The organism is Paenibacillus vandeheii, from assembly GCF_030433635.1.
Lineage (GTDB): Bacteria > Bacillota > Bacilli > Paenibacillales > Paenibacillaceae > Paenibacillus > Paenibacillus vandeheii.
Genome location: NZ_JAROCD010000004.1, coordinates 1 through 20529, shown reverse-complemented (window position 1 = coordinate 20529; position 20529 = coordinate 1). Strand labels below are relative to the sequence as shown.

At 49.6% G+C, this 20529-nt stretch carries 16 protein-coding genes; 11 read left to right on the top strand and 5 right to left on the bottom strand.

Annotated elements, in window-relative coordinates; genetic code table 11:
* Positions 1–189: 189 nt before the first annotated feature.
* The 5 genes from uxaC to P5G61_RS08140 all read left to right on the top strand — a co-directional run bounded on the left by uxaC (position 190) and on the right by P5G61_RS08140 (position 6154).
* A complete protein-coding gene (uxaC, locus tag P5G61_RS08160) occupies positions 190–1632 on the top strand; it encodes a glucuronate isomerase (RefSeq protein ID WP_301246022.1) in 1443 nt (480 codons plus the stop codon).
* 201 nt (positions 1633–1833) lie between these two features.
* Positions 1834–2376 (top strand): MarR family winged helix-turn-helix transcriptional regulator, encoded by a 543-nt coding sequence (locus P5G61_RS08155; RefSeq protein ID WP_301246021.1) that lies wholly within the window; start codon positions 1834–1836, stop codon positions 2374–2376.
* Complete coding sequence (locus tag P5G61_RS08150) at positions 2373–4100, top strand: ABC transporter ATP-binding protein (protein WP_301246020.1); 1728 nt, start codon at positions 2373–2375, stop codon at positions 4098–4100. The genes P5G61_RS08155 and P5G61_RS08150 overlap by 4 nt, the downstream gene beginning before the upstream one ends.
* Positions 4097–5977, top strand: coding sequence for an ABC transporter ATP-binding protein (locus P5G61_RS08145; protein WP_301246019.1), 1881 nt, complete (start codon positions 4097–4099; stop codon positions 5975–5977). The genes P5G61_RS08150 and P5G61_RS08145 overlap by 4 nt, the downstream gene beginning before the upstream one ends.
* Positions 5978–6154: a hypothetical protein gene (locus P5G61_RS08140; RefSeq protein ID WP_301246018.1), complete on the top strand. Its 177-nt coding sequence runs from the start codon at positions 5978–5980 to the stop codon at positions 6152–6154. It begins immediately after the preceding gene.
* Positions 6155–6353: 199 nt separating this feature from the next.
* Here P5G61_RS08140 and P5G61_RS08135 read toward each other — a convergent pair whose 3' ends face one another.
* On the bottom strand, positions 6354–6944 hold the full coding sequence (locus tag P5G61_RS08135) for a hypothetical protein (protein WP_301246017.1): 591 nt from the start codon (positions 6942–6944) through the stop codon (positions 6354–6356).
* A gap of 289 nt (positions 6945–7233) precedes the next feature.
* On the opposite strand from P5G61_RS08135, the gene P5G61_RS08130 reads away from it, so the two are divergent.
* Complete coding sequence (locus tag P5G61_RS08130; protein WP_301246016.1) at positions 7234–8445, top strand: serpin family protein; 1212 nt, start codon at positions 7234–7236, stop codon at positions 8443–8445.
* A 191-nt stretch (positions 8446–8636) separates the two neighbouring features.
* On the opposite strand, the gene P5G61_RS08125 is transcribed toward P5G61_RS08130, so the two are convergent.
* On the bottom strand, positions 8637–9236 hold the full coding sequence (locus P5G61_RS08125) for a GNAT family N-acetyltransferase (RefSeq protein WP_301246015.1): 600 nt from the start codon (positions 9234–9236) through the stop codon (positions 8637–8639).
* A gap of 87 nt (positions 9237–9323) precedes the next feature.
* Positions 9324–9947, bottom strand: coding sequence for a TetR/AcrR family transcriptional regulator (locus tag P5G61_RS08120; RefSeq protein ID WP_301246014.1), 624 nt, complete (start codon positions 9945–9947; stop codon positions 9324–9326).
* Between the two features lie 181 nt (positions 9948–10128).
* Between P5G61_RS08120 and P5G61_RS08115 the strand changes: the two genes are divergently transcribed.
* Positions 10129–12360, top strand: a complete 2232-nt coding sequence (locus P5G61_RS08115) for an MMPL family transporter (RefSeq protein ID WP_301246013.1) — start codon at positions 10129–10131, stop codon at positions 12358–12360.
* Positions 12361–12634: 274 nt separating this feature from the next.
* Entirely contained in the window at positions 12635–13588 is a 954-nt protein-coding gene (locus P5G61_RS08110; protein ID WP_024629901.1) for a nucleoside hydrolase, read from the top strand.
* Positions 13589–13782: 194 nt separating this feature from the next.
* Here P5G61_RS08110 and P5G61_RS08105 read toward each other — a convergent pair whose 3' ends face one another.
* On the bottom strand, positions 13783–14514 hold the full coding sequence (locus P5G61_RS08105) for a DUF3105 domain-containing protein (protein WP_301246012.1): 732 nt from the start codon (positions 14512–14514) through the stop codon (positions 13783–13785).
* A 283-nt stretch (positions 14515–14797) separates the two neighbouring features.
* Positions 14798–15712 (bottom strand): hypothetical protein, encoded by a 915-nt coding sequence (locus P5G61_RS08100; protein ID WP_301246011.1) that lies wholly within the window; start codon positions 15710–15712, stop codon positions 14798–14800.
* A gap of 304 nt (positions 15713–16016) precedes the next feature.
* Between P5G61_RS08100 and efeO the strand changes: the two genes are divergently transcribed.
* The 3 genes from efeO to P5G61_RS08085 all read left to right on the top strand — a co-directional run bounded on the left by efeO (position 16017) and on the right by P5G61_RS08085 (position 20334).
* Positions 16017–16913 carry an iron uptake system protein EfeO gene (efeO, locus tag P5G61_RS08095; RefSeq protein WP_301246010.1) on the top strand — a complete coding sequence of 299 codons (897 nt, stop codon included), beginning with the start codon at positions 16017–16019 and terminating at the stop codon, positions 16911–16913.
* Positions 16914–16917: 4 nt separating this feature from the next.
* A complete protein-coding gene (efeB, locus tag P5G61_RS08090; RefSeq protein WP_301246009.1) occupies positions 16918–18198 on the top strand; it encodes an iron uptake transporter deferrochelatase/peroxidase subunit in 1281 nt (426 codons plus the stop codon).
* A 243-nt stretch (positions 18199–18441) separates the two neighbouring features.
* Positions 18442–20334, top strand: a complete 1893-nt coding sequence (locus tag P5G61_RS08085) for an FTR1 family iron permease (protein ID WP_301246008.1) — start codon at positions 18442–18444, stop codon at positions 20332–20334.
* Positions 20335–20529 lie beyond the last annotated feature (195 nt).

Here is a 20529-nt window from a genome sequence, read left to right as displayed (position 1 = left end):
TCACAATCTTCAAATCAGTATAATTGCAATTAAAAACAGTATACCTTGTTCCAGGATATATGCCTAAATCAACCTTTTGTGATAACGCTATCATTTTATATTGAACTTTGTGGGCAAACAGTGTAGCGTAAAGATTGGGAAGTGAACCCATATGAACGTAAACTCACCTAAAGGGAGCGTGCGAGGCGAATGAAATCTTTTCTGGATGAACAATTTTTACTGCATAATGAAACGGCGATCAAGTTATATGAAGATTATGCAAAAGACATGCCGATTATTGACTATCATTGCCATCTCAGTCCACAGGAAATCTACGAGAATAAGACCTTTGGCAATATTACAGAGGCTTGGTTATACGGTGATCACTACAAATGGCGGCTGATGCGCGCAAACGGAATTGAGGAGCAATACATTACGGGAGGAGAAGGCGTAACGGATTACGATCGTTTTCTGGCGTATGCCAAAACCGTACCCATGATGATTGGTAACCCGCTGTACGCGTGGTCTCATCTGGAATTACAGCGTTATTTCGGTGTCTATGAAGTGTTGAATGAGACGAGCGCCCCCGCCATCTGGGAAAAAGTAAATGCGAAGCTGAACAGTGACGGATTCGGTGCACGTGATCTCATTACCAAATCCAATGTCACCGTGGTATGCACAACCGATGATCCATGTGATTCCCTGGAATATCACCTGAAGATTCAGGAGATTGAAAGATTTGATACGGCCGTACTGCCTTCATTCCGCCCAGATAAAGGACTCGAATTGAACCGGGATACCTTCACGGAATGGGTGGGCAAGCTATCACAGGCAGCTGGAACGGCGATCTCCGATTATGATTCATTTCTTGCTGCCCTTGAATCACGGGTGGAGTTCTTCCATTCTGTAGGAGGCAGAGTATCGGATCATGCACTGGATTATGTACCTTTCGGTGTGGCTACACGAGAGGAAGCAGGGGCTATATTTGCCAAGGCTCTCGCGGGGCAGAAGGTTAGCCGGGAAGAAGAGGACAAGTACAAGACGGTAACGTTGACTTTCCTCGGTAAACTGTATGCAGATCGTGGCTGGGTGATGCAGTTCCATATTAATGCTGCCCGCAACAATAACAGTCGGATGTTCGCCCAGCTTGGCCCGGATACCGGATATGATGCGGTGAATGATACGCCACTTTCCTCAGCCGTCATCGGCCTGCTGGATGCACTTGATCAGGAGCAGGCGTTACCAAAAACAATCCTGTATTCCCTGAATCCTCGGGACAATGAAGTGCTCGCAGCGATTATGGGCAGCTTCCAGGGCGGCGGCATTCCAGGCAAAATTCAGCTTGGTGCGGCCTGGTGGTTTAACGATACGAAGGACGGCATGCTCGCTCAAATGAAGGCGCTGGCGAATGTAGGTCTAATCAGCCGCTTTGTTGGCATGCTGACCGATTCCCGCAGTTTTCTCTCGTACACAAGACATGAGTATTTCCGCCGTCTGGTCTGCAACCTCATCGGTGAATGGGCCGAACAAGGCGAGGTACCGCATGATATGGAACTACTTGGACAAATCGTTCAAGGCATTGCCTACAACAATGCGAAGGAGTATTTCCCTTTTGCATCCGCATTGAAAACGGTCTCTGCTTCGCAGTCCTGATTCGTCTATATTGGGTTCGAAACCGTGGCTTTCAAGTCACGGTTTTTTGGTGTGAATTTGTTGTTTGACTTTCAATTTGCACAGGAATATACTTAGTACACCTAATTAATTGATTGGCTATTTAATTGGAATACTATTTAATAGATATCCTATGATGTTGGGTCTCTATGGAATGATAATAAAAAAAAGGGGGGGACATCGATGACTGGTATAAATCCGGTCGCCCAGAAGGTTTTATACTCCATCATGCAGTTTAGTAAAGGCAAATGGAGACAGCATAAACCTCATGGGCGCAATCATAATGAAATTATGGTTCTAGGTTGTTTGCTTCACGGCGTGCATCCGGGAGAACGACTGAATTGGCAGGATAATCCTCCAAATTTTAACGATACACTACACTCGAATCATCCAGGATTGAAAGTATCGGAAATTAGTGCTTTATTACGTGTAAAATCACCGACGATTACGCCTGTCATTCGGGGCCTTGAAGACGAGGGACTGGTTGAACGAACCATGGACCCGGAGGATCGCCGCGCAGTTCGGATTACGATTACTGAAGCAGGCCGTGAAATTATTCGGGCGGCTCATCAGGAGCGCATGGAGATTTTCAATAAGCTTGTTGAGCATCTGGGTGAGGAAGACAGTCTTCAATTAGCGGAGTTGTTAACCAAGGTGTACACCTTTTTTGATACACGAGTTTCTCAACAGACAGATACGTCTACAGAAGGAGATGATAAGCCATGATGAAACTGTTTCGCATGCTTAAGCCATACCGAATCCCCATTTTCTTCATATTGGGTCTGGTGCTGTTACAGTCATTAGCTGAACTGTACTTGCCGACCCTGATGGCGGATATCGTGAATCACGGTATAGTAAAAGGGGATGTGCCATATATTTGGCAGATTGGCGGTTGGATGCTGTTGATCGCGATTGCAGGTACAGCCTGTTCCATAACAGCCAGTTATCTTTCTTCCCGCACAGCGGGCGGTTTTGCCAAAAAACTGCGCAGCAGAGTGTTCCGCCATGTGGAGAACTTTTCACTGCAGGAATTTGATAAATTAGGTACAGCCTCGTTGATTACCCGTACCACAAATGATATTACACAGGTTCAGAACGTATTAACGATGATGCTGCGCATGATGGTTATGGCTCCAATGATGTGTATCGGTGGTATCTTCATGGCGGTATCCCAGGATGCCAAATTATCGACCATCTTCCTGGTTGTTTTGCCTGTGCTGGCGGGAGCCATTGCACTGATTGGTGCGAAGGGTCTGCCTTTGTTCAAACAAATTCAGAAAAAGCTGGACCGACTCAACCTGGTCCTACGTGAGCAATTAACAGGGATTCGTGTCGTTCGTTCCTTTAATCGTGGGGAACATGAACGTGCCCGCTTTAATGGAGCCAATACGGATCTGCGGGACGTTTCCATTAAAGTGAATGTGCTCATGGCGACATTAATGCCTGTCATGATGCTGGTCATGAACTTTTCGATGATAGCCATCCTTTATTTCGGTGGACAGCGTATCGACAGCGGGCATATGGATATCGGTTCACTGATTGCGTTTATTCAGTATGCGATGCAGATCATGTTCTCTCTCATTATGGTCTCCATTATCTTTGTCATGATTCCAAGAGCTTCAGCTTCGGCAGAGCGGATCAACGAAGTATTGGATATGCAGCCGGATCTGAGTAACCCTGATCAGCCTCGCAGCATGAGTGCATTGCAAGGTACGATCGAGTTCGATAATGTGACATTCCGTTACCCGGGTGCAGAAAATGCTGCGTTGTCAGGCATTTCATTTACAGCACATCCAGGTGAGACCACGGCCATTATTGGGGGTACGGGCTCAGGGAAATCTACATTGCTCAGTCTCATCCCACGTTTCTATGATGTAACGGAGGGCAGTGTACGGTTGAATGGAACAGATGTCCGTGAGCTTCGGCAGGAAGATCTGCGGGCCAAAATCGGGTTTGTACCGCAAAAGGCGGTCCTTTTCACCGGAACAATTGCGGAGAATATCCGCCACGGGAAGGATGACGCCACAATGGAGGAAATTGTTCATGCCGCTCAAACGGCCCAGGCAGAGAACTTCATTACGGAAATGAAAGACGGTTACGACAGCGTCATTGCGCAGGGAGGCAACAACGTATCTGGTGGACAGAAGCAGCGTTTGTCCATTGCACGCGCACTTGTACGCCGTCCGGAAGTATATATTTTTGACGACAGCTTCTCGGCTCTCGATTTCAAAACGGATGCCAAACTTCGTGCTGCCCTGAAGTCCGAAACGACGGAAGCAGCAGTGCTTATTGTGGCACAGCGCGTAAGTACGGTTATGAATGCCGATCGCATTCTGGTTATGGATGAAGGACGGATTGTCGGTTCAGGAACACATAAAGAGCTGCTGGAGCACAATGAAGTGTATCGCGAGATTGTATCCTCCCAGCTGACAGAGGAGGAGATCGCATGAGTGAACGTACAGAACGCAAGTCACCTCGTCCCCCTGGCGGACCGGGTCATCCGGGAGGCGGAATGGGCATGCGGCCTCCGGTGGAAAAAGCGAAGGATTTCAAAGGTACAATGCGGCGCTTGATGCGGTATCTTCAGCCTCACAGCTATCGTTTGCTGGGTGTGCTGGTCGCAGCCATTCTAAGCACCGTGTTCAGCATCATCAGTCCGAAGGTCATGGCGGAAGGAACGGATATTCTCAGTCAAGGCGCTATTGCCATCCTTCGGGGTGTGCAGGGGGCCGGAATTGATTTTCCTGCGTTGATGAAAGTCTTGTATCTGCTGGTGGGGCTCTATCTGTTTAGTGCAGCTTTCATGTACATTCAGCAGTACCTGATGGCTGGTGTAGCTCAGCGAGTTGTGTATGACATGCGTGAGCAGATCAGTGCCAAGGTTGGGCGTCTGCCACTGAAATATTTTGACTCCCGTACCCACGGGGAAACATTAAGCCGGGCGACAAACGATGTGGACAACATCAGTAATACACTCCAGCAAAGTTTGGCGCAGTTCATTACGTCTGTCGTCACCATTGTCGGGGTTATCATCATGATGCTGACCATTAGTCCATGGATGACCCTCATTACCATTTTGACACTGCCGTTAAGCGTAGTTGTTGTGATGCTGGTGGCATCCCGTTCGCAAAAACACTTTGCCGGCCAGCAGAAATCACTTGGTGAATTGAATGGTCATGTTGAGGAAATGTACACCGGACACAAGGTGGTTAAAGCCTTTGGCCGGGAAGAACATTCGGTAGAGCAGTTCGAAAAAGTCAACGAAGAACTGTATGAGTCCGGTTGGAAAGCCCAGTTTATCTCGGGGATTATCATGCCGCTGATGACGTTTGTAGGTAACATTGGTTACGTGCTGATCTGTGTGGTCGGCGGGATCTTTGTTACGCGTGGTGCCATCTCCATCGGGGATATTCTTGCATTCACTCAGTACTCCCGTCAGTTCACGCAGCCGATTAACCAGATTGCCAACATCTCAAATATCATTCAATCCACGATCGCTTCGGCGGAGCGGGTATTTGAATTGCTGGACGAAGAGGAAGAGGTTCCAGAGTCTTCGAAACCGGTACAATTGCAGCAGCCACAGGGTGCGGTTGTATTCCATGGTGTGAATTTTGGATATAAAGCGGATGAGTTACTCATTCAAAATATGAATATTGATGTGAAACCTGGACAGACGGTAGCCATTGTTGGGCCGACTGGAGCGGGTAAAACAACGCTGATCAATCTCCTGATGCGTTTCTACGAAATTCAGGATGGTCAAATTACGATTGACGGTGTGAATATCGTGGACATGGAACGCGGCAAGCTGCGCAGCCTGTTTGGGATGGTGCTTCAGGACACCTGGCTGTTCAACGGAACGATCCGTGACAACATTGCCTACGGCCGAGAAGGCGCAACGGAAGAGGAAGTCATCAAGGCAGCCGATGCGGCCCATGCCGATCACTTTATTCGTACCTTGCCTGATGGATATGACACGGTGCTGAATGAAGAAGCATCGAACATTTCCCAGGGTCAGAAGCAATTGCTAACGATTGCTAGAGCGATTCTGGCGAATCCGGCCATTCTGATTCTGGATGAAGCCACGAGCAGTGTTGATACACGGACCGAAGTGTTCATCCAGAAAGCGATGAATGATCTGATGAAGGATCGCACCAGTTTTGTCATCGCCCACAGATTGTCCACCATTCGCGGAGCCGACCTGATTCTTGTCATGGATCATGGTAACGTAATTGAGCAGGGCAATCATGAGGAACTGATGGAGAAACAGGGTTTCTATGCTGATCTGTACAACAGTCAGTTTAGTGAGCAGCAGCCACAGGCGATCTGATTGCAGGCAGCGTTAAAAATAGCCGGGCACCCTCTGGGTGATCCCGGCTATTTGTCTGCCCAATGGTGTGATTTGTGGGCAGCAGGCAGTGTATCATGCGATGCAATGCACGGTGCAAGGTATGGTGTCTTGTCTCCCGACGCTAACGAATCGAGGACGGCTTATATTGGTGATTAGCGTGGAATGTCAAAGCTAACGAACTGGAGACACGCTAACTCGCAGAAGAGTAGTAAAAAAGCAGCGAAAGTCGCACCGAATGGCGAAATAAAGTGTCTGAGGTTCGTTACAACACTGGAATGGTGGAATTGGACGAAATAGAGCGTGCTCGATTCGTTAGACGTTTATCCACTACTATCATAAATTATTTATTTATTTCTTACTGATCGTCAGACTCCTTCGCAGGTGCATCTGCGTTGTCGCCGGATGACGTCTTTACTTCCAGCTTTGGATCTTCGTTTGACTCCTCAAGCGCAGAAGGTGCCGGCTCGCCCGGTATCAGTTCACGCTGCTCGATCATGCGTTTCACGACCTCATAACAGTCATCAACATGTTTGTTGCCGACATAACGCATGGCTGTGAAGCTGAGCGCGGCAGCCAATCCCTGCCCTGCAAACGGAACAAATTTGGCGACCGATTTGGTGGCTACGCGTATCCCGACTCTTTTCAGTACCTGTACCACCAATTCCTTGGTGACCATACGTCCGATGATTTTGCTTCCAATCGACATGACGAATCCGTAAATCATGGATTTGGTCTCAGGGTCCATACCATCGAGCTGCTTTTGAGATAATCCAAATTTATTGTTAATGGCAGGCAATAGCTGCATGAGCATCCCCACATCGGCCAGTACGTCTGTACCGGGAAGAGGAACGAGTGTTGTACCAGCGGAAGCGGTAGCTCTCTTTTTGACCATGGTGCGGCATTCCTTGCGAACTTGCTCCAATTGTTCCAACGTTGCCGGAATCATAGGGAATCCCTCCATTCGTATATGGTATAGATATAACCGTTTTGAGTCGTTTTGAATGGTGTTTTCTACAGTAGAAATTGATGACCTTGGCATATGAGTGTAAAGTAACCTTTTTTCTCAACCGTACGTCTAGTAAAAAAAGGAAATCACTGAATCGCTATGACGGGTATCTGAGTATTACGGATGAGGGGGGATTACGATGCATACAAGGTTAGGAGCGCTACTGTTAGTATGTTGGATATGTGGGCTAATCATTACAAGCTGTTCGGCAAAGGAGGACCCAAATAAGATGCAATTCAATTCGGATCAGGAGCTATTCGAGTCAGAACGAAATGCTGCTCTGAAAGAGATCGAGCCCGAAAGAATTCAAGCGATGAACACCATGGGGCTGCACATCCTTCAACAGATGAGCGCAAAAGAGAAGGGTGACGGAAATAATCTGCTGATCTCCCCTTACAGCATTGCGGCGGCGATTGGCATGGCCTATAACGGTAGCGTAGGTGAGACTAGGCAAGAGATGGCGGAGGTGATGGGTTGGTCGGGGCTAGAAATGGAGCGCGTGAATGCTTCTCAGGCTGCTTTACAGCAGTTGTTGACCCATCCGGGTAATGGAATTGAGATTGGCATCGCCAACTCTATGTGGATGAAGGACGGAATTCCGGTAGAGGAAACGTATAAAACTACCATACAGCAAACCTATGAAGCTGAGCTCAGGACACTCAATGGACAACCAACACAAGCAAAAGAAGAGATCAATCAATGGGTGAAGCAGCACACCGAAGGCATGATTTTAAACTTGATGCAGGAGCCGCCTGAAAAAGAAGCGCTGATGATTCTCGTGAATGCTATTGCATTTGATGGCAACTGGATGGATGAGTTTGACCCGGAGTACACGACGGACGACGAGTTCAAGCTGGCAAATGGAAAGGCACTATCTGTGCCGATGATGCATCAGAAGAAGCAGTTCCAATACTCGGAGAATAAGGACTGGCAGGCGGTTAGGCTTCCTTACGGAGAAGGGCAGATGCATCTGCTCGTCGTCTTGCCGCGAGAGGGACGTACGCTGGATCAGGTTCAGCAGCAGTTGCTGGATGCTCCGAAACGGATTGATCGTGGCTCCGAATACAGCCTAGTTGATCTGTCCTTGCCGCGTTTTCGTGCGGAGTATGGCGTGAACCTAAGAGAAACATTGCAACAGCTGGGTATGGAAATGGCCTTTGACCCTTATGCTGCTAATTTCACGGAAATGATTTCTCCCGGGCCGAACTTGCAGGCATACATTGGTCAGATACAGCATCGCGCCGTGATGGAGGTTAACGAGCAAGGTACTGTAGCCGCTGCTGCAACAATGGTGGGAATGGAGGCTGGAAGTGCTCCGCCAACAGATCCGGTGAAGATGAATGTGAATCGTCCATTTATGATCGCTGTAGTAGATGAGTCTACAGATGCATGGGTATTTGCAGGATCTATTTACAACCCGGACCCGCTTGAGGAGAATTAAGCGCAGCCCGAAGCATTCCTTCCAAATCGTTCTTTGATAAGATGGATGGGATGGGGGCAGACAATATGAATGGGACTTGAATATAAAGACACCCGACCGCCGAGCGTTGATGCAGGCGGGTCATCTTTTCTAACCGGGGATGGTTGTGGATCCGCGGTTTTTTCTTTTTGAACAGGTAAATGGACTAATCGTTAGCTCTCCGCTACCTGATTGCTAGCATTACTGACGTGCCGTTCCCGGAATTCATCCTCAAGTATGCTCATCTGAATGGCATCGTGATATTGATGATTGTAAAACAAGGCATCTCGCCGTACACCTTCGCGTTGAAATCCGAGCTTCTCATATGTACGAATTGCACGCTGATTGAAGGCATACACTTCAAGCTCGATTCGGTGCAGATTGCAGATACCAAAGCCATAATCCAGCATGAGTAGCAAAGCCTCGCTTCCATAGCCTTTGCCTTGGTGCTCTGTGTTATCGATAGCGATCCGAATGTGCGCACTCCGATTTTTGGTATGCATGTCCATTAGGGCAATATCCCCGATGACCTGGTCATTTTCCTGCAAGGCAATTAGCATCATTAGTCGCGAGTCATCTTGTGCTGCGTTTTCGATGTAACGTTCTACTTGGGAACGGGTGAAGCTGTTTTGTGTCCCGGTGAGTCTGCGCATCTCGGCGTCAAACAATCCGGGGAAATAGCCATCAACGTCTGTCGATTCAAAAGGACGCAGATAGATGCGCTTCGTTTCCATTAGACGTGGAATGCGTGGGGATGGTGTTGGTTGGGACATGGGTTTTTCCTCCTGTGAGTTCAAATTGCTGCCGAGACGCGAGACGATTGAGCGGATCGCCGCATTGGCAAAGGCCTGGAAAGATGTTTATACCTTGTGAGCGGCTCCGTCCAAAAATAAAGCGACCAGCTCACGTGCCAGATCGGCAATCGTTTCATGCATGTCGCGCACGCCTTCTCGATTTGCCAGCATCAGCAAGGACGTGAATGCGTGAGCAAGCAACATGGGATTGGCTGAACGTAAATATCCGCTATCCATCTCCCGTTTGAAGTGGGTGGCGAGGACTTCATAGATGCGGACCTCGGCTTCCCGGATCTGGGCTAGCTGATCTGCATCCAGATACATATTGGCTTCACGCATCATGGTCTCGGTATCGACATGGGATTGCTGCATCCGTCCTTCTGCGACTTTCTCCAGCCTCTCTTGCAATGTACCGGGTTCATCCATACGAAGAGCTGTTTGCTGCATGCCCATGGCCATCATGCTGGTGATGGCGACGGTGAATAACTGCGGTTTGCTGGAAAAATGATAATAGATCGATGCCTTGGTCACACCGCATAGCGAGGCAATTTGCTGAAGGGAGACGGGTTCATACCCGTATTCCATAAATAACCGCGAGGCGGTCATCAAAATTTTTGACTGAGCTGATGCCTGATCGGCACCGGCTTTGGGTCTGCCCGGCGAGCGGGGAGGGTTCGTTTTATTGCTCATGGCTGCATACCTCTTTACTTATTCATGTTGGCTGTACTAAAAGTGTTCACAAAATTAGTATTTGCAATATTAACCTTCCGGTATATATAATTAAATCAATTATACTATGACCCGTGGTTCATTTCTATATTTATCACATAAAAACGGCTTCATAGAACCAGAATAGGGAGATGAAGAGACAATGCAAGAAGGTTCGGGCTACGGCCGCTGGGTTGCCGGCAAACGAAGCAAATGGATTACACTGTTGGTATGGATCATCATCGCGGTTGTTCTTGGTGTGGTGTGGCCTGCTGTAGGTGACCGTGAAACGAATAACGCTCAGGATCTGAGTGATTCCAAGCCATCGGTGCAGGCGGCAGCAGTTGCCCAGAAAGAATTTCCCGGCGGCGAAGGCATTCCCGCGCTCATCGTATGGCGTCAAGCCGGCGGGCTGACGGATGAACAGATTGAGAACATTCAAGCGTTAACGGAGCGACTGGATCAGGATCCGGTCGAGCAGCAGCAATCTGTGGTACCTCTATATCAGCTGCCGCCACAGGCTCTGAAAGGTCAGCTTTCGGAGGACGGAAGCACCTTGGTTATGCCGCTCTTTTTTAATAAGGAAGCTGATTCGTCACAGTTGAAGGAAGGCATTAAAGCACTGGAGCAGAAAACGAAAGATATTTTCGGTTCCAACCCATTTGACGTTGCCATCGATGATGCCAGCGCACTAAGTGCACGGGTCACGGGTCCGGTTGGGATATCGATTGATGCGAGTGGACTGTTCTCATCCGCGGATGTATCCCTGCTGATTGCAACCGTTGTGCTGGTACTTGTGCTGTTGCTGTTGATCTATCGTTCGCCAGTACTGGCGATTATCCCGATTATTGCAGTTGGGTTCGCCTATATGGTCACCAGTCCGATTCTCGGATTTATGGCGGATCAGGGCTGGATTACAGTGGACGCGCAGTCCATCTCTATTATGACGGTATTGTTATTCGGTGCAGGAACGGACTACTGCCTGTTCATGATCTCCAGATTCCGTCAAATTCTCTATCATGAGCCGGATAAAAAGAAAGCACTCTTCCAGGCGATTACCGGATCGTCCGGTGCAATTGCCATGAGTGGATTTACAGTTGTAGCAGCGCTGCTGGTGCTGCTGTTCGCTGAATACGGTGCGTATCACCGTTTTGCCGTACCATTCAGTTTATCCATCTTCATCATGTTTATTGCGAGCCTGACCCTGGTTCCGGCATTGCTGGCGATCTTCGGTCGGGGTTCCTTCTACCCGTTTGTACCGCGTACACACGAGATGGAAGTGGAGCGTGCCAAGAAAAAAGGCAAACCGGCTCCTGCACCGCGCAAAATCAAGGAAAGCTGGATTGGCCGTACGGTGGTAACCAAACCTTGGACAGTTCTTGCGATTACGCTGGTGTTGTTGGGTGGACTGGCTGCTTTCTCTAGCCAAATCAAATTCACGTATGACTTGCTATCGTCCTTCCCCGAGAATGTGTCTTCTCGCGAAGGCTTCAAGGTCATTGGGGAACAGTTCTCGGAAGGTGAATTGGCTCCTGCCAAAGTAATGATCGACACCGAGGGCAAAGAAACGGATCTGAAACAGCGTCTGGAATCGCTGGATTACGTAAGTAAGGTAGGTGAAGCGCAGCAGGGTGCCGAGAATGCGAACATCACTGCTTACGATGTAGAGTTCAATCTCAATCCATACTCCATGGAAGCGATGCAGCATATCCCGGATCTGCGGGCAACGGCCGAACAGGCGTTAACAGACGCAGGGATTACAGGTGTGGACAGCCATGTCTGGATCGACGGTCAGACGGCTGAGCAGTATGACATCGAAGTCACTGGAGAGCGGGATGCCAGCATCATTATTCCGGTGGTGATCGGGATGATCACATTATTGCTGCTGTTATATTTGCGCTCGGTTGTAGCGACGGCGTATCTGATTGCCACAGTAGTCTTGTCCTATTTCTCGGCGCTAGGCCTGGGATGGCTTATCATTCACTATGGACTCGGCGCAGATGCCATTCAGGGAGCGATTCCGCTGTATTCCTTCGTATTCCTCGTGGCACTGGGAGAGGACTACAACATCTTCATGATCTCAAGCATCTGGCAAAAACGCAAAACGATGCCGCTTCGCCAAGCGATCAAGGAAGGTGTGGGTGAAACCGGATCGGTTATTACTTCCGCGGGTCTGATTCTCGCAGGTACGTTTGCCGTACTGGCAACACTGCCGATTCAGGTGCTAGTGCAGTTCGGGATCATCACGGCTGCGGGTGTCTTGCTCGATACGTTCCTCGTTCGACCGTTCATGGTGCCAGCCATTACAGCTCTGCTGGGCAAATGGGCTTTCTGGCCAGGCAAGTACATGCCTGTTGCAGAGAAATCCAAAGAGAAACAAAATCAATCCATGTAATCGATGGATGGATTCAGACAAGGACAGTGGGGCCTCAAGCCTGCTGTCCTTATCTTTTTACCATTTTCAAAATTGGAGATTGGAACGGGAAGGCCTGAGATGGAATGGTGGAACTGTAAAATATCCGCAGAGCAAGGCGTTTTTCCTGCTTTCTTTAGATGTGGAAGGTTTACGTAGCGAAGGGTTTTGGGACATAATAGAGGTAACGTCAGCCACAGGCAGACGGACGGGATGAACATCAATGGGACAACCAGGGGGAAGGATGAAAACAAGCATGACGAACCAACTTAATGTGTATTTTAACCATGACGGCGGCGTGGATGACCTCGTATCGCTGTTCATGCTTCTGCAAATGGACAATGTAAATGTAACCGGTGTATCGGTTATTCCGGCAGACGGATATCTGGAGCCAGCTACAGATGCCAGCCGTAAAATTATCGATCGCTTCGGCACATATTCCGTAGAGGTATCAAAATCCAACTCCAGAGGGAAAAATCCATTTCCTGCGGCGTGGAGATTGCATTCCTTCTATGTAGATGCACTTCCAGTACTGAATGAATCCGGCAAAATGGACGCTCCTCTGTCTGCCGTTCCGGCTCACCAGCATCTGATTGAGAAAGTGCGCAGCACCGAAGGCAAAACGCTGCTCCTGTTCACAGGACCGCTGACGGACCTCGCGCGTGCACTGGACGAAGCACCAGATATTGAAGAGAAAATCGACAAGCTCGTGTGGATGGGTGGTACGTTCGAAAGAGGGAACGTCGAAGAGCCTGAGCACGATGGTACAGCAGAATGGAACGTATTCTGGGACCCGGAAGCGGCTTACCGTGTATGGCAGAGCGGCATCCAGATTGATCTGGTTGCGCTGGAAAGTACGAATAAAGTACCTCTGACACCTGCTGTGCGTAACCGTTGGGCTGCAGAGCGTCGCTTCGAAGGCGTTGACTTCCTGGGCAACTGTTACGCAGGATGTCCGCCACTGGTGTACAGTGAAACGAATTCCACATACTACCTGTGGGATGTGCTGACTACAGCTTCGGTTGGGCGTGAGGACATCGTGAAGAAGAAAACGGTGAACTGTATCGTTATCCCGGATGGTCCAAGCCAAGGCCGTACAGTGGAACAAGCAGACGGACGTCCAGTACAGCTCGTGTATGATACTGATCCGGAAGCGTTCTTCACGTACATGACGGATTTGGGCAAAAAAGCTGCTCCGCAGCGCTACTAATTCAGGCAGCCGCGAGGCCAGCCTCCATGAAGATGGCAACAAAATAAAGCCGCAGGCAGAGTAGCCGGGGATACCCCGGTTTCCGCCATGCGGCTTTGTTATGTTACCCTGGTGCCTATTCAACTCGCCCCGCTCTACAACGAGATGGGTGATTTCTCGTGTTCAAATGTTGAAGCAATCAGCGGAAGTGCTCGTTACATCGTTCCACCGCCCTGACGAATGGAAGCAGGGATCTTTTCCGGTCCCTGATTAATATATTTATTAATAAAAGTGCCTACTTTGGCATCATCGAATTGGTCCAGCTTCATGGTTTTGGTCCATGCCGTCACAACGACCTCACTGCCCTCGGGGATGTCCTTGTTCGGTACAGCGAGGATACCTGATCCAGCTTTGCGGAACTTGGCAAGGTATTTCAGATGCTCCTTCAGTTCATCACTTGCATTCTCACGGTAATAAATGATGATATCACCGTGTTCCAGATTATGTACCAGATAAGGATAGCCGGGGAAATCGGTGTAAAATCCAAACTTGATATCATGCGGGTTATGAGGTCCAGACGTTGGGATGGTCATCTCATATTGGATTGGTTCTTCCGTATGATCTGCCCCGTAGTATTTATCGTCCGTCACGTCGATGGCAGCACCAGCATTCAGATCTGCTACATCATACTTGGTGAGTGCGCCCTGCATGAAGAAAAGAACAAAAGCAACGATCGACACCCCCAGTAGTGCATGAGCAGCCAGGCGGATGGACCGGGTTTTCTTTTTAATCACAGCTCGTTCATTCTTCTTCATATGTGCCAGTACAGACTTCCGGGTGCGTGAAGACCAGATATAAGCTGCGATGGAGAGCAACAGAACGATTGCACCAACGATAAGCCAAAGGTAAGATGTCCCTGCATCATGCTCCATTTGCATATGATTCATATTCATATCCATATCCATATCGATTTCCTCTTCCTTCCTTAGTAAAATTGGATGAGCAAAACACTACATTGTGTAGTGTTATTGGCAATAGTAAAAGTAATAGTCCGTGTGAGTATGGAGTGTTTCTTGCCTCCGATCCTTACGTAAAAAAGAACATACCTTTTACACTACACATTATAGTGTATAAAACGCAACGAGTGCAATCTGCGACGGTGTAAGCACAAAAAAAGACCCTCCTTGTAAAAGCAGGGAGAGTCATCGTAAAAGTTTTTTGAACTAGATACTAGATACGACCGTATGGAGAAAACATCAGGCTAATCATTCCAATGATCGTTCCGCCGATCAAGCGATATAACATATAAAACAAAACAACGTTGGCAATCAGCACGCTGTACATGCTGTCGATGGCTGCCTTGGTACGATTAAGCGGATACTGGAACAGCACCGCGTTAAGAGATACAAAGATAATTACATATGAAACAACAAGGAAGAAGATGGCGATGGAATACGAGATAACAATAAACAGGTTCGCCAGAACAAGCGACGCTATAGCAGGTACGAGTAATGTACCGAACTGGGCAACCAGTATTTTGGGACGAAACGTTATTTTTTCAATCTTCAATATGGCATAGATCAATGCGACAGCTACGACCAGAGAAATGGCGGTGAACAATAGCGGTCTGATATACCCGCCAATGAACAATCCGTCCATTTCCATCCGGCTAAATGTGATTAAAAAGTATGTAGAGGATAGAACTGCGATCAGAGCCATCGTGATCCAACCATTAAGTGAATGCTGTTCTCCAACGGTTTTCATGGTTTGATAAGGACGGGTGAGAACGCTAAGGAAATAGGATAGATACTGTTTGCTTACTTCTTTGGCTTGCTGAACTTTCTCATTTTGTACGATGTTGTTCCACTGATTGGTGTTGTTGTCTTCCGAAGACGTATGGCCGTCTGAGCTGGAAGAATCAGATACGTGCTGTACATGTCTGGGAGGAGAAGGTGTGCTGGATGAAACGGGAGTATGGGACGGTGTCGCCTGTGTGCTGGACCAACGGGTATATTCAGGTTCGGCAGCAGCAGAATGTTGATCCTGAGCGTTATTTGTATTAGGGGAGGAAGGAGTCAGATTAGAGCCGCACCTCTCGCAAAAACTGGCATTTCCATTTTCATGATTACATACTGGGCATTTCATGACATGAGCCTCCAATTTCATTAATTAAGATCATATAGACATTTTGTCTCATTTTAACGGTTGATGACGAAGTTTGTCTATGTTTTCAAAGGAAATAGTATCCGGTATTTTCCACATGAGTATGCGGCTAAACCGGTCCCTTATTTTCATATTGACATAAGTATACGCTGGAATTATGATGTCATTACCGAAATTGATAATCATTATCACAAAGTGAACGTTAATCCAAGCTTTGTACTCATCGACATAATATGTGCGGTGTACGTACAGGCAAATCAGTTTAACCAATAGGGAGTGCATCGCGTTGAAAAAAATATTGGCATTGCCAGCCGTTGTGCTGGCAACTTCGGTTTTACTCGCCGCTTGCGGCAACAATGAAGCAGCTTCGGACAAGCAGGTAGAACAACCTGCTGCTCAAAGCGAAAATCAAACTTCCACCGAAACTGCGGATACAGCAGATCAGGAAGTGACCGGGGACGATTATACAACTGCAGTGGATGGCTATCGCTCATTTGCAATCGAGCAGATTGATGAATTCGTGAAGCAAACGGAGAAGTTCACGGATGCCGTGAAAGCCGGTGATCTGGAGACTGCCAAATCATTATATGCACCAGCTCGTATGTATTATGAACGAATTGAACCGGTAGCCGAGGCGCTTGGGGATCTGGACCCGAATATTGATGCGCGTGACGGAGATGTGGAGGCAGCTGATTGGCGTGGATTCCACCGGATTGAGAAAGCACTTTGGGAAGATAAGACGACCGAAGGCATGACTGACTTTGCGGATGCCTTGTTGAGTGATGCGAAGCTGCTGCGTGCCAAAGTTGAGACGATGGACATTGATGCAAGCCTGATGGTAACGGGTGCGGTAGAACTGCTGAATGAGGTTTCCTCCAGCAAGGTAACCGGTGAAGAGGAACGTTATTCCCATACGGATCTGTATGATTTTGCGGCGAATGTAGAGGGAGCACGCGAGATTTATAACCTGGTCAAGGATGATCTGGCTGCCCAGGACAAAGATCTGAATCAACAGATTGCGGACCGATTCGATGCGCTCGAGAAAGAGCTTGCTCCATTCAAGGATGGAGACGGGTATGTTTCCTATGAGAAGCTGAAGGATGAGGACGTGAAAAAACTGAGCCAGAACCTGGATGCATTGGCCGAGCCACTGTCGAACATGGGACAGGTACTGGGAGTGTAGAACGATGACTGATCAGAAAAAGGATTCGCTGAAAAAGCCGTTGTCACGGCGTGAAATGCTGAAGCTGACCGGCGTGGCCGGGCTGGGTCTGCTCTTGGGTGGAGGCGGTGCCAGCGGTCTGATGGCGCTGGGCCGCAAAAGCAGTCCGGCGACATTGGGTGTGGACGTGAACACGCCGGACAAGGCACTGCCCTTCTATGGCAAGCACCAGGCGGGCATTATTACCCCGGCTCAGGATTTCATCTGCTTTGCCGCCTTTGATGTAACGGCGGGAAGTGCGGATGATCTTCGCCGCCTGTTCAAGAACTGGACGGCGGCTTCCGCTGCCATGGCCGCCGGAGAGATGATCGGCGAACATAATACAACGCTGAATACGCCGCCCACCGATACGGGTGAAGCGGCAGGCCTGACACCGTCACGTACCACGTTGACGTTTGGTGTGGGGCCCTCTTTGTTTGACGGGCGCTTCGGGCTGCAGGGCCGGAAGCCCAAGGGCCTGCGCGATCTGCCGGCATTCACCGGAGATGCGCTGGACCCGCAGTGGTGTGGTGGCGACCTGTGCGTACAAGTCTGCGCAGACGATATGCAGGTCGCCTTCCATGCCATCCGCAATCTCGCGCGCATCGCTCGCGGGCATGCGGTATTGCGCTGGACGCAGGAAGGCTTCCAGCGCACGGGCCGAGCTGATCCTGCGGGTGGAACACCGCGCAACTTGCTCGGCTTCAAGGATGGCACCGGCAATCCGGATACCACGGATGCGGTGCTGATGGACCAGACCGTCTGGGCACAGCCGGCTGACGGTCCGGGGTGGATGGCCGGCGGCAGCTATATGGCCGTCCGCCGGGTTCGCATGCGTGTGGAGGTGTGGGACCGCTCCACACTCAAAGACCAGGAGGCGACTTTTGGACGCCACCGGGACAGCGGTGCGCCGCTCGGCAGCCGCGGCGAGTTCGATCCGGTAGATCTGAAGGCCAAGTCCGCCGATGGACAGCCTGTCATTCCGGCAACATCACATCTGCGTCTAGCGAAGGGTGACGGCAGCCAGCAGATTTTACGCCGCTCCTACTCGTATTCGAGTGGACTCGATGCCAAGACCGGACAGCTGGATGCAGGCTTGCTTTTCATTAGCTATCAACGGGACCTGGAGAAGCAGTTTATTCCGATTCAGGAACGACTGGCAAAGAACGATAAGCTGAATGAATATACCGTGCACACAGGCAGTGCTGTATTTGCCTGTTTCCCTGGGACTACCAATGGCGGATATATTGGGGACACCTTAATTTAATAAATAGCTATATAGATTGAACTAAACATTTACACGAGAACGTAGGGGACAGAAATAACCTGAAGAAGCGGAGCGTTCGCCTTTATCCCCGGATTTTTCCCGATGGAAAATAGAAATAAAAAAACTGGGGATAACAGCGATCGGAAGGTTGTTCTGTCATCGAAGTGGCAAGTGTAAATATTCTTTTGTTCAATTTATATAGATGGCAATGAACGGTTTCAGAGAAATGGGGAGGATGAAATGATGGGCAGGATCACAGAGCGGAAGGCGCAAAAGCGGCAGTACAAAGGAGGGCTTATGCGCTCCTTGCTGATGCTGCTGGTGTTCCTGATGGTGGGGTCCGGGGTGATGCGTTTACAGGGAGTCCCACACGCTTCTGCCGAGGGGCTGCAAAACCATGAGCTGTCTGTGCAAAAGCAACTAGATGGTCTATTACCGCCTGTGGGCAGCGCCTTGGTTGAAGCGGGACAAGGCAAGCTGGCAGAAGCCACGAAGGACGTTGCCGAATTCCGGCAACTGTGGGATAGTGCCAGCACGTTGGAGCCTGAGCAGAACGCAGATCAGGTTGACACGGCCGTAAGTAGTGTAGGCGATGCCTTGTCCAAAGCGGAACAGGCACTGTCTGGCAATGATTCTGATGCAGCCAAGAAAGCACTGGCCGATCTGGCCCGTGCGACCAATCAGTATATTGAGGCGTTTCAGGGTGCGGAAGAGAGCAGTGGCGCAGGCCGTAAAGCAGCCGAAAAGCTATTGCCGGATGCACGTAAAAGCTTGAGTGCAATGGAACAGGGTGACTGGACACAGGCAGAGCTTGCCTATAAACGGATCGTTACAGCCTGGAAAAGCACCGAAGCTCCGATCCGTCAGGATCATTTTGGTGTTTACAGCCAGTTGGAGAAAGACATCAGTCTGGTTCGTATATCCATGCAGGCGGAGCCACGCAAGGAAGAGCAGGCAACAGAGCGTATGCAGGATCTAGTTACGTTGCTTACAGACTACAGTGCAGGGACGCTCAAGGAAGGGGAAGTTGAGGATGCGGTGGCATCGTCAGGTGCTTCTTCATTGTCCGACCTGCTGAAATTGTTGGAGCAAATAAAGCAGCAAATTCAGGCGGGGGACACCACTTCTGCTGCGACGGGGCTGGAGCAGTTCATTGTTGCCTGGCCTTTGGTTGAAGGTCAGGTGCAGATATCATCTCCGGCCTCATATACGGCCATTGAGAATGAAATGGCGGAAGCATCCGGATACGTCGTCTCGAACCCGCCAAACACGGCGAAGGCAGCCGAGGTTGTATCCCGAATGATCAATCGTCTGGAGCCGTTAACGGCTACCACCTCATATACGGCTTGGGACGCGGCTTTGATCCTGCTTCGCGAAGGATTGGAGGCCATTCTGGTACTGGCTGCATTGTTAGCTTATGCCAAGAAGAGTGGAGAGACTGCGGCCCGGCGCTGGATTTGGGCTGGAGCGGGTAGTGGTCTGCTGCTCAGCGCGGCGCTGGCCATTGTACTGTCGCTGACCCTGGCAGTGGCATCTTCGGGCAGCACACGGGAGATGATTGAGGGGTATACAGGGCTTGCAGCGGTTGTACTGATGTTGACGGTTGGACAATGGATGCATAGCAAATCGAATACCCGCTCCTGGAATAGCTATGTACAGCGACAGGTAGGCGGTGCACTTGCCCGGGGCAGTCTGTGGTCACTCTTCGCTGTGGCGGGTCTCGCCATATTGCGTGAAGGTGCGGAGACAGCAATCTTTTATATCGGTATGGCGCCTGCAATTGAGACCTCGCAGATGTTGATTGGTATGGGAGCAGCGTTGCTCATCCTGATTATATTGGCTGTGGCGATCATTCAGTTCAGTGTACGTCTGCCTGTACGTTGGTTCTTCCTGACCGCTACGCTGCTGATTTATTATCTGGTCTTTCGATTCCTTGGTGAGAGCATTCATTCCCTTCAAGTCTCGGCAACGCTTGGTGCGCATGTCGCACCGAGTCTGCCGACGATTGGCTGGCTTGGCATGTATCCGACATGGGAGACATTCATCCCACAATTGGTTGTGCTGATTTTGATGATCTTCAATCTAATTCGTACGGAGGTACGTTCAGCCAAAGGAGCAGCCAGGGCATCCGTGTAACACGGAGCTGCAGATCCGGATTAGATCGACTGCGTCCTATTTGCGCCATATCATGAGTACACCATACAAAGGGCATCTATAAGTTCCTATAAAAAAGCCGTATCCTTCACGATCCATCGTGGTCATACCCCTGTCAAGTAGACAGATGAAAAAAGCTATGCTGCCAGTGCGCATCGATATTCAATCGGTGCGCGC

Coding starts and splice junctions, on each gene's coding strand:
- P5G61_RS08125 (WP_301246015.1), bottom strand. CDS start 9,236: ATGTCCCAACCAACACCATCCCCACGCATTCCACGTCTAATGGAAACG.
- P5G61_RS08145 (WP_301246019.1), top strand. CDS start 4,097: ATGAGTGAACGTACAGAACGCAAGTCACCTCGTCCCCCTGGCGGACCG.
- P5G61_RS08155 (WP_301246021.1), top strand. CDS start 1,834: ATGACTGGTATAAATCCGGTCGCCCAGAAGGTTTTATACTCCATCATG.
- P5G61_RS08105 (WP_301246012.1), bottom strand. CDS start 14,514: ATGAATCATATGCAAATGGAGCATGATGCAGGGACATCTTACCTTTGG.
- P5G61_RS08120 (WP_301246014.1), bottom strand. CDS start 9,947: ATGAGCAATAAAACGAACCCTCCCCGCTCGCCGGGCAGACCCAAAGCC.
- uxaC (WP_301246022.1), top strand. CDS start 190: ATGAAATCTTTTCTGGATGAACAATTTTTACTGCATAATGAAACGGCG.
- P5G61_RS08150 (WP_301246020.1), top strand. CDS start 2,373: ATGATGAAACTGTTTCGCATGCTTAAGCCATACCGAATCCCCATTTTC.
- P5G61_RS08115 (WP_301246013.1), top strand. CDS start 10,129: ATGCAAGAAGGTTCGGGCTACGGCCGCTGGGTTGCCGGCAAACGAAGC.
- P5G61_RS08135 (WP_301246017.1), bottom strand. CDS start 6,944: ATGATTCCGGCAACGTTGGAACAATTGGAGCAAGTTCGCAAGGAATGC.
- efeB (WP_301246009.1), top strand. CDS start 16,918: ATGACTGATCAGAAAAAGGATTCGCTGAAAAAGCCGTTGTCACGGCGT.
- P5G61_RS08100 (WP_301246011.1), bottom strand. CDS start 15,712: ATGAAATGCCCAGTATGTAATCATGAAAATGGAAATGCCAGTTTTTGC.
- P5G61_RS08130 (WP_301246016.1), top strand. CDS start 7,234: ATGCAATTCAATTCGGATCAGGAGCTATTCGAGTCAGAACGAAATGCT.
- P5G61_RS08110 (WP_024629901.1), top strand. CDS start 12,635: ATGACGAACCAACTTAATGTGTATTTTAACCATGACGGCGGCGTGGAT.
- P5G61_RS08085 (WP_301246008.1), top strand. CDS start 18,442: ATGGGCAGGATCACAGAGCGGAAGGCGCAAAAGCGGCAGTACAAAGGA.